The sequence below is a fragment of the Cyanobacteriota bacterium genome (assembly GCA_025054735.1).
Taxonomy (GTDB): domain Bacteria; phylum Cyanobacteriota; class Cyanobacteriia; order SKYG9; family SKYG9; genus SKYG9.
In genome coordinates this window covers 1-5,642 of the sequence record JANWZG010000259.1, presented here as the reverse complement: position 1 = coordinate 5,642, position 5,642 = coordinate 1, and the positions used below count along the sequence as shown (strand labels likewise).

The following is a 5,642-nucleotide window of genomic DNA, read 5'->3' as shown; positions in this document are numbered from 1 at the left end:
GGTGGAAAGCTGCACTAAGCTGGTTCATTGGCTCTAGCACATTTTCATAGCCCTCGACCCAACTGATATTGTTTGTCCAAGAGGCTCCATCCATGCTAAAGCGATGGTCGGTTTGTTTCAGCTCGGCGATCGCCTGCTCAACTGCCTCTGGGGTGGGATGATCTGGGTTAACCCGCTGCCAAATCTTGTGCTGGTGCACAGGTTGAATTTCTGGATAGTCTGCTGGGTTGACTCCGGCTGCTGCCAATAGCTCTAGATATTCGGTGCCATTGACTCCAACTGTGCCTGTACCCCCTTGATCACGGATTTGGTACCAAGCTGGGAAAAAGCTCCCCGGAAATTCATTCATCATGACACCGCCATTTTCTCCATCGGCAATCTGGGTAACGCAACTGGGCACGGTCACCGTACCGATCGTCTGCCGTCCCCGTCCTTTTGCCTCGTAGTAAGGCTGCATCTGTGCCACCAGTTTTGTATCTGATCCCTGGGTTTTGATTAACACAGTGATTTTAGCAACCTCGCCCTTAGAGTTCCGCGCCACTAGGGTATTGGGGATATATTTCTGGTCGTGGTGTAGCCCAGATCCATCCAGTCGCTCCACCGAGTGCTCCTGCACCATTAACCAGCGGTAGCCACAGTCCTGCAAGGCTTTGATGTATTCGTAGGCAGTATCGGGATGGTTAGGTAAGTGCATCTCAGGGGGCGAAAACCCTTTGACCCGGCGGAGAGCATCGTACCCAAAGATGGCAGCAAAGTGGTGTTGCCATGCCTGAATGTGCAATTTGATGTCAGGAATAGGAGTCGAAGGCACAACTGCATGACTCCACATGGTTCCTAACCACTCAACATAGGGCTGGTAGTAAGGATCGCAGGTAATCCGCTTTAGGTTGTTAAAGATGTCATCACGGTGCATTTGGCGCAGGCCCCACAGCAAATTGCCAGAATAGTCCAGCATGATGCGGGGGTTACAGCCTTGATGGACCAACTCTGGAATAAAGTCACCCATGCGGGAATAGCACCAGGCAAAGGTTCCAGCATTGTGATTATCGCCTTCGCCTTGATGCTCGAACATGTATTGAAGGTTAGAAATGAGTTCACCATGTGCTCCTGCCGGAATTGTTGGTTGGTGCATGTGTAGAGCACAGGCAAAAAATGCATTAACCTGATCCAACTTGATGTTGGTCGATGGCAAAAAGATGGGATCACTGTGGTTGGTGACAGCTTGGATCTCTGCTTCCCAGCCACAGATATTAGGCAAGCCATAACGCAGCTCATCAAGCGTTGGCAGGGAGGGAGATGGTGCAATAGCAATCATAGGTAGTACTTGTTCACTGATAATTAGTTCGATAATACGGTACCAACCTAGAAATCGTGGTTTAAGTGATGTGGCAGATAGCAACGCTTGGTAACGATCGATTGCGGTATGTATTGTGATTCTAAGACAGTTGACTGCTAGACTAACCACTAAAACTAGACGAGTAGTGCGAGGCTGCATACTGTCCAAGCCATACCCTATCAACGGCTCCAAAATAACGGCTCCCACATAATGGCCTCAAGGTGTCGCAGTTGTGGAAAAAATTAATGTCATGATAGGTTTGCACCAGTTGACTCATCAACTGGCTTGCTGATGGAGATGCTTTTTAACAGCAATTAACCGGGTCGCGATCGGGTCAACTTAGTTCAATACCTTGCAGCCACGACAATGAACGATTTCACGACGGGTGAAAGCCCTACATACCAAGTTAGTGTGCTAGAGCTAGCGGTGATTGTGTTGGGAGCAATCACCTTAGTGGGGGTAGCCTTGGCTAGTTTGTGGACAGAAGCGACTGACAACATGCTGAACCCAGAACGAGCAGAAGCTACTGCCCGTAGCTTTGTGGAGTATGAAATTCCTGGAGGATCTGAGGGTGTGTTGGGTATGACTATCGGTGCAGCCAAGCTGGCGATTGTCCAAAGCCGACGAGAACCCCCTGACATTGTGCTCTTGGTGGAAAAAAATCCCACTGACCAACGCCCCTACCAGCGGCGCTGGCGAGATGGACAGCCCGTTCATGCAGACGCTAACTTAGATGTTGACCGTGAGCAAGCTAGCTTGAGTTTTCGCGTGGCCAGCTTGTTGGGTGTAAGGGTAGATTTTCCTGCAACTAATTCCTATCGACAGATTGGCAACTTCTGCGGCGATCGGGTCATGGTCACGGTCGAAGAGGGCCAGCATACTTACGACAATGATGCCAACGTAACGGTGCCCGCTGTTCGCTACGTTGCAAAGCGTACCAAAGATAGTGTAGAGTGGACGGCTACGATCATGACCTACGGTAAAGATGCCCGTGCTAAGGCCAAAAGTGTGTTCCAATCTATCCGTTGCAAGTAGCTGTAGATAAGCTAAACCGTAGGCAGGCAGATAAGCCAGTCCTAGCGCCTACCTGCCATAATGCTCTAAGCCGACTTTAGTTAATCCGACTCTCTAGGTACTGTCCAATCATCTGTTCTTCGCCAGCTCTAGAAATAATCGTTTGGCGCGTGCGATAGCGGGTTCCAATCAGTCGCACTTCCTCCTCGAAGGAGTTGCCACTGTATTCAGTCCGCAACACCATGGTTTTTTCGTCTCGCATAGAGAACTGAGCAATGATGGGCTTACTAGTCGAAAAGCCCCGATCGCGGTACAGGTTAGTGCCCTCCACGCCAAAGACGGTCGCTCCTTGAGTTTGACGAGGACTTGGCCCTACGTAGTTGCTTTCCCATGTAACCAAAACACCGCAAGCCAAGCGCAGCTCATCGGACAAGTTGTGCAACTGAGCTAGTTTACACAAAGCTTCGCAGCCTCTGTCCAAAAATTGCACATTCAGCAAGCTTACAACTTCCTGAGTTTCCCCTTGATGAAGGGTGTAGTAGCGACGTTGCGATCGCCAAGTCCCCTCTGATTGCTGGAAAAATGCTCGTACTACTGCATCAAGAGAGAGTCGGGTCAATTGAGACAAGAAAATCATAATTTTTCAATACATCGAAACAACAATCTAAGCCAGTGAATTGAACTGACAGAAGTGCAAGCTATGCATTTTGTCTACAGTACTTAACATTTTGTCACATTCAGTTGACAACCGGGGCACTTGTAACCGTGTCCCATGATTTCTATTGCAACCAGTTGGCTAGAACCTAGTTACTGCTCAGGTTGTGTGGGCTTAAGTCCTCACTACAAACCCCTAACTGGGCACTGCTGTCCCTAGAACTGAAATAAACTTCTCAAGTCCGGTAGAAATAGGTATCAGCGCTACCCTCACCTAGCCTTCTCCCTTGGGAAAGAGAACAAGAGTTCTAGTTCCCTATGGGGATGAGGGCAATTCATATCTGCATTCAGCAGTGCCCAAGTATCTTGCTTGGGATCAAATCCTACAAGGTTCCAGATGTCTAAGACTTACTTACCGTCCAGTTCTGCTTCAGTAGTGCCAAAAATGTCGTAATTCCCTTGGAAAAGCCTGCGGGATCAGGCAACGCATAGTCTGGAAACTCTTCGTAAGGACGCCATGGCTCAGAGTCGTTATGTCGCAACAGTAAAACACGGTCATCTCCCTCCAATTTCCAGAGCATTTGACCGTTGGTTGGTATGTCAGCCATTTCATCCTCCTCTGCCACGATCGGAACCTTAAAGTCGAAACTTGTAAGTAGCAATTAACTGCCCCAATTCTGTCAGGTTAAACCTTAAATTCTGTAAATGTTGCTACGTTAACACTAAACGAATGCGGCCAGTAGTCTCTAGCCCAGATCTCCAAATCTTCTCCGGATCTCTAGATCTATATCTATTGTCTTGCTAGAAGTGCTACGTCATGACTACGTGATTTTGCGTCAGCTCAGCTACTGGAGTTGATTGGGACATAGCCTGTTTTAGGGCACTTTGCATAAATCCTCGGAATAGGGGGTGGGGGTTATTGGGGTGAGATTTAAACTCAGGATGAAACTGAGTCGCCACAAAGAAGGGGTGATTGGCTAGTTCAATAACTTCCACCAGCCGTCCATCAGGAGATGTGCCACTGATTAGATACCCATGGTCTTGAAAAAGTTGGCGATAGGCATTGTTAAACTCATAGCGATGGCGATGGCGCTCGTAAATAATTTCTTCTTGATACAGTTGAAATGCCTTGGTGTTAGGAGTTAACCGACAAGGATAAAGTCCTCGGCGCATGGTGCCGCCTAAGTCCACTACATCCTGTTGCTCAGGCAAGAGATTAATCACTGGGTTGCGGGCATTAGGGTCAAATTCTGCACTGTTAGCGTTTTCCAGACAAGCAATATTTTGTGCCCACTCAATGACAGCACATTGCATTCCTAAGCACAGACCGAGGAAAGGAATTTGCTGTTCTCGGACATAACGAATGGCCTTGATTTTGCCTTCAACGCCGCGTGGCCCAAAACCACCAGGAACCACTAACCCATGGATGTTGTGGAGGTATTGCTCAGCGCTGTGGGCTTCAATATCTTCTGTACTGACCCATTTCAGGTTCAAACTACACCCCGTGGCGATCGCGGCGTGACGCAGGGCCTCGGTTACTGACAAGTAGGCATCGTTTAACTGGATGTATTTACCGGCAATCGCGATCGTTACTTCGGGGGATGGTCGGTGTAGCTGCTCAATTAGGGCTTGCCATGCCTGTAAATCAGGTTGGCGTTGCTCTAGGTTTAACAAGCTCAAGACCTGATGGGCGAGTCCCTCTTGCTCCAGAATTAAGGGCACTTCATAAATGCTAGATGCATCTTGACAAGTGATCACCTGTTCAACAGCCACATCACAAAATTCGGAAAGTTTGTCTTTTAGGCCGGATTGCAGAGGGCGATCGCACCGACAAATGAGAATGTCGGGCTGAATGCCAATGGATCGCAACTCTTTGACTGAGTGTTGGGTTGGCTTGGTTTTCATTTCCCTAGCCGCGGGGATCCATGGTACTAGGGTGACATGCATGTACAGCACGTTGTGCCGTCCGACATCCTTCCGAAACTGACGAATAGCCTCTAAAAACGGTAGAGATTCAATGTCACCGATCGTGCCACCAATTTCCGTAATCACCACATCAGAGTTAGTATGGCGGGCAACTCGATGAATCCGTTCCTTAATTTCGTTAGTAATATGGGGAATCACTTGCACAGTTCCCCCTTGATAGTCACCCCGGCGCTCCTTGTTCAAAACCGCTTGATAAATCGACCCGGTTGTTACGCTGTTTAGTCTTGACATAGCGGTGCCCGTAAACCGCTCGTAGTGACCTAGGTCTAAATCCGTCTCTGCACCGTCATCGGTCACAAACACTTCCCCATGTTGAAATGGACTCATAGTACCAGGATCTACATTGATGTAGGGGTCAAGCTTGAGGATCGAGACAGTATAATCCCGCGATTTTAGCAAGCGCCCTAAACTAGCTGCTATGATGCCTTTACCAATACTGGAAACTACACCACCAGTTACAAACACGAACTTAGACATACAACCCCGCACTTTTCTTGAGCAATTTACTTCCTCGCCTAGTGTATACTCTCCCTTCATTTCGGGTTGCTGCGTGAGCATCTCAATGCCAGACTATCCTTGATCAAACCTGTGATTTGCCCATGCTGAATTTGCCCATACTGATCACCTAACCTTAAGCTTGTGTTAGATAGGT

General features: G+C 48.5%; 5 protein-coding genes. 1 reads left to right on the top strand and 4 read right to left on the bottom strand.

Features of this window, described 5'->3' with window-relative positions:
* On the bottom strand, nucleotides 1-1,315 hold a 1,315-nt coding region (locus tag NZ772_12565), incomplete at its 3' end, for a glycosyl hydrolase family 57 (protein ID MCS6814383.1).
* Nucleotides 1,316-1,702: 387 nt separating this feature from the next.
* Between NZ772_12565 and NZ772_12560 the strand changes: the two genes are divergently transcribed.
* Nucleotides 1,703-2,371 (top strand): hypothetical protein, encoded by a 669-nt coding sequence (locus tag NZ772_12560; GenBank protein MCS6814382.1) that lies wholly within the window; start codon nucleotides 1,703-1,705, stop codon nucleotides 2,369-2,371.
* Between the two features lie 76 nt (nucleotides 2,372-2,447).
* On the opposite strand, the gene NZ772_12555 is transcribed toward NZ772_12560, so the two are convergent.
* The 3 genes from NZ772_12555 to NZ772_12545 all read right to left on the bottom strand — a co-directional run bounded on the left by NZ772_12555 (nucleotide 2,448) and on the right by NZ772_12545 (nucleotide 5,467).
* The gene (locus NZ772_12555; GenBank protein MCS6814381.1) at nucleotides 2,448-2,987 is read right to left on the bottom strand and encodes a phycobiliprotein lyase; all 540 of its coding nucleotides are present in this window, start codon (nucleotides 2,985-2,987) and stop codon (nucleotides 2,448-2,450) included.
* A 418-nt stretch (nucleotides 2,988-3,405) separates the two neighbouring features.
* A complete protein-coding gene (locus NZ772_12550) occupies nucleotides 3,406-3,612 on the bottom strand; it encodes a hypothetical protein (protein ID MCS6814380.1) in 207 nt (68 codons plus the stop codon).
* Between the two features lie 202 nt (nucleotides 3,613-3,814).
* The gene (locus tag NZ772_12545) at nucleotides 3,815-5,467 is read right to left on the bottom strand and encodes a CTP synthase (protein MCS6814379.1); all 1,653 of its coding nucleotides are present in this window, start codon (nucleotides 5,465-5,467) and stop codon (nucleotides 3,815-3,817) included.
* Nucleotides 5,468-5,642 lie beyond the last annotated feature (175 nt).

What these genes read in the sequence shown, in the direction of transcription:
- NZ772_12550 (MCS6814380.1), bottom strand. Translation starts at nt 3,612, where the DNA reads ATGGCTGACATACCAACCAACGGTCAAATGCTCTGGAAATTGGAGGGA.
- NZ772_12560 (MCS6814382.1), top strand. Translation starts at nt 1,703, where the DNA reads ATGAACGATTTCACGACGGGTGAAAGCCCTACATACCAAGTTAGTGTG.
- NZ772_12545 (MCS6814379.1), bottom strand. Translation starts at nt 5,467, where the DNA reads ATGTCTAAGTTCGTGTTTGTAACTGGTGGTGTAGTTTCCAGTATTGGT.
- NZ772_12555 (MCS6814381.1), bottom strand. Translation starts at nt 2,987, where the DNA reads ATGATTTTCTTGTCTCAATTGACCCGACTCTCTCTTGATGCAGTAGTA.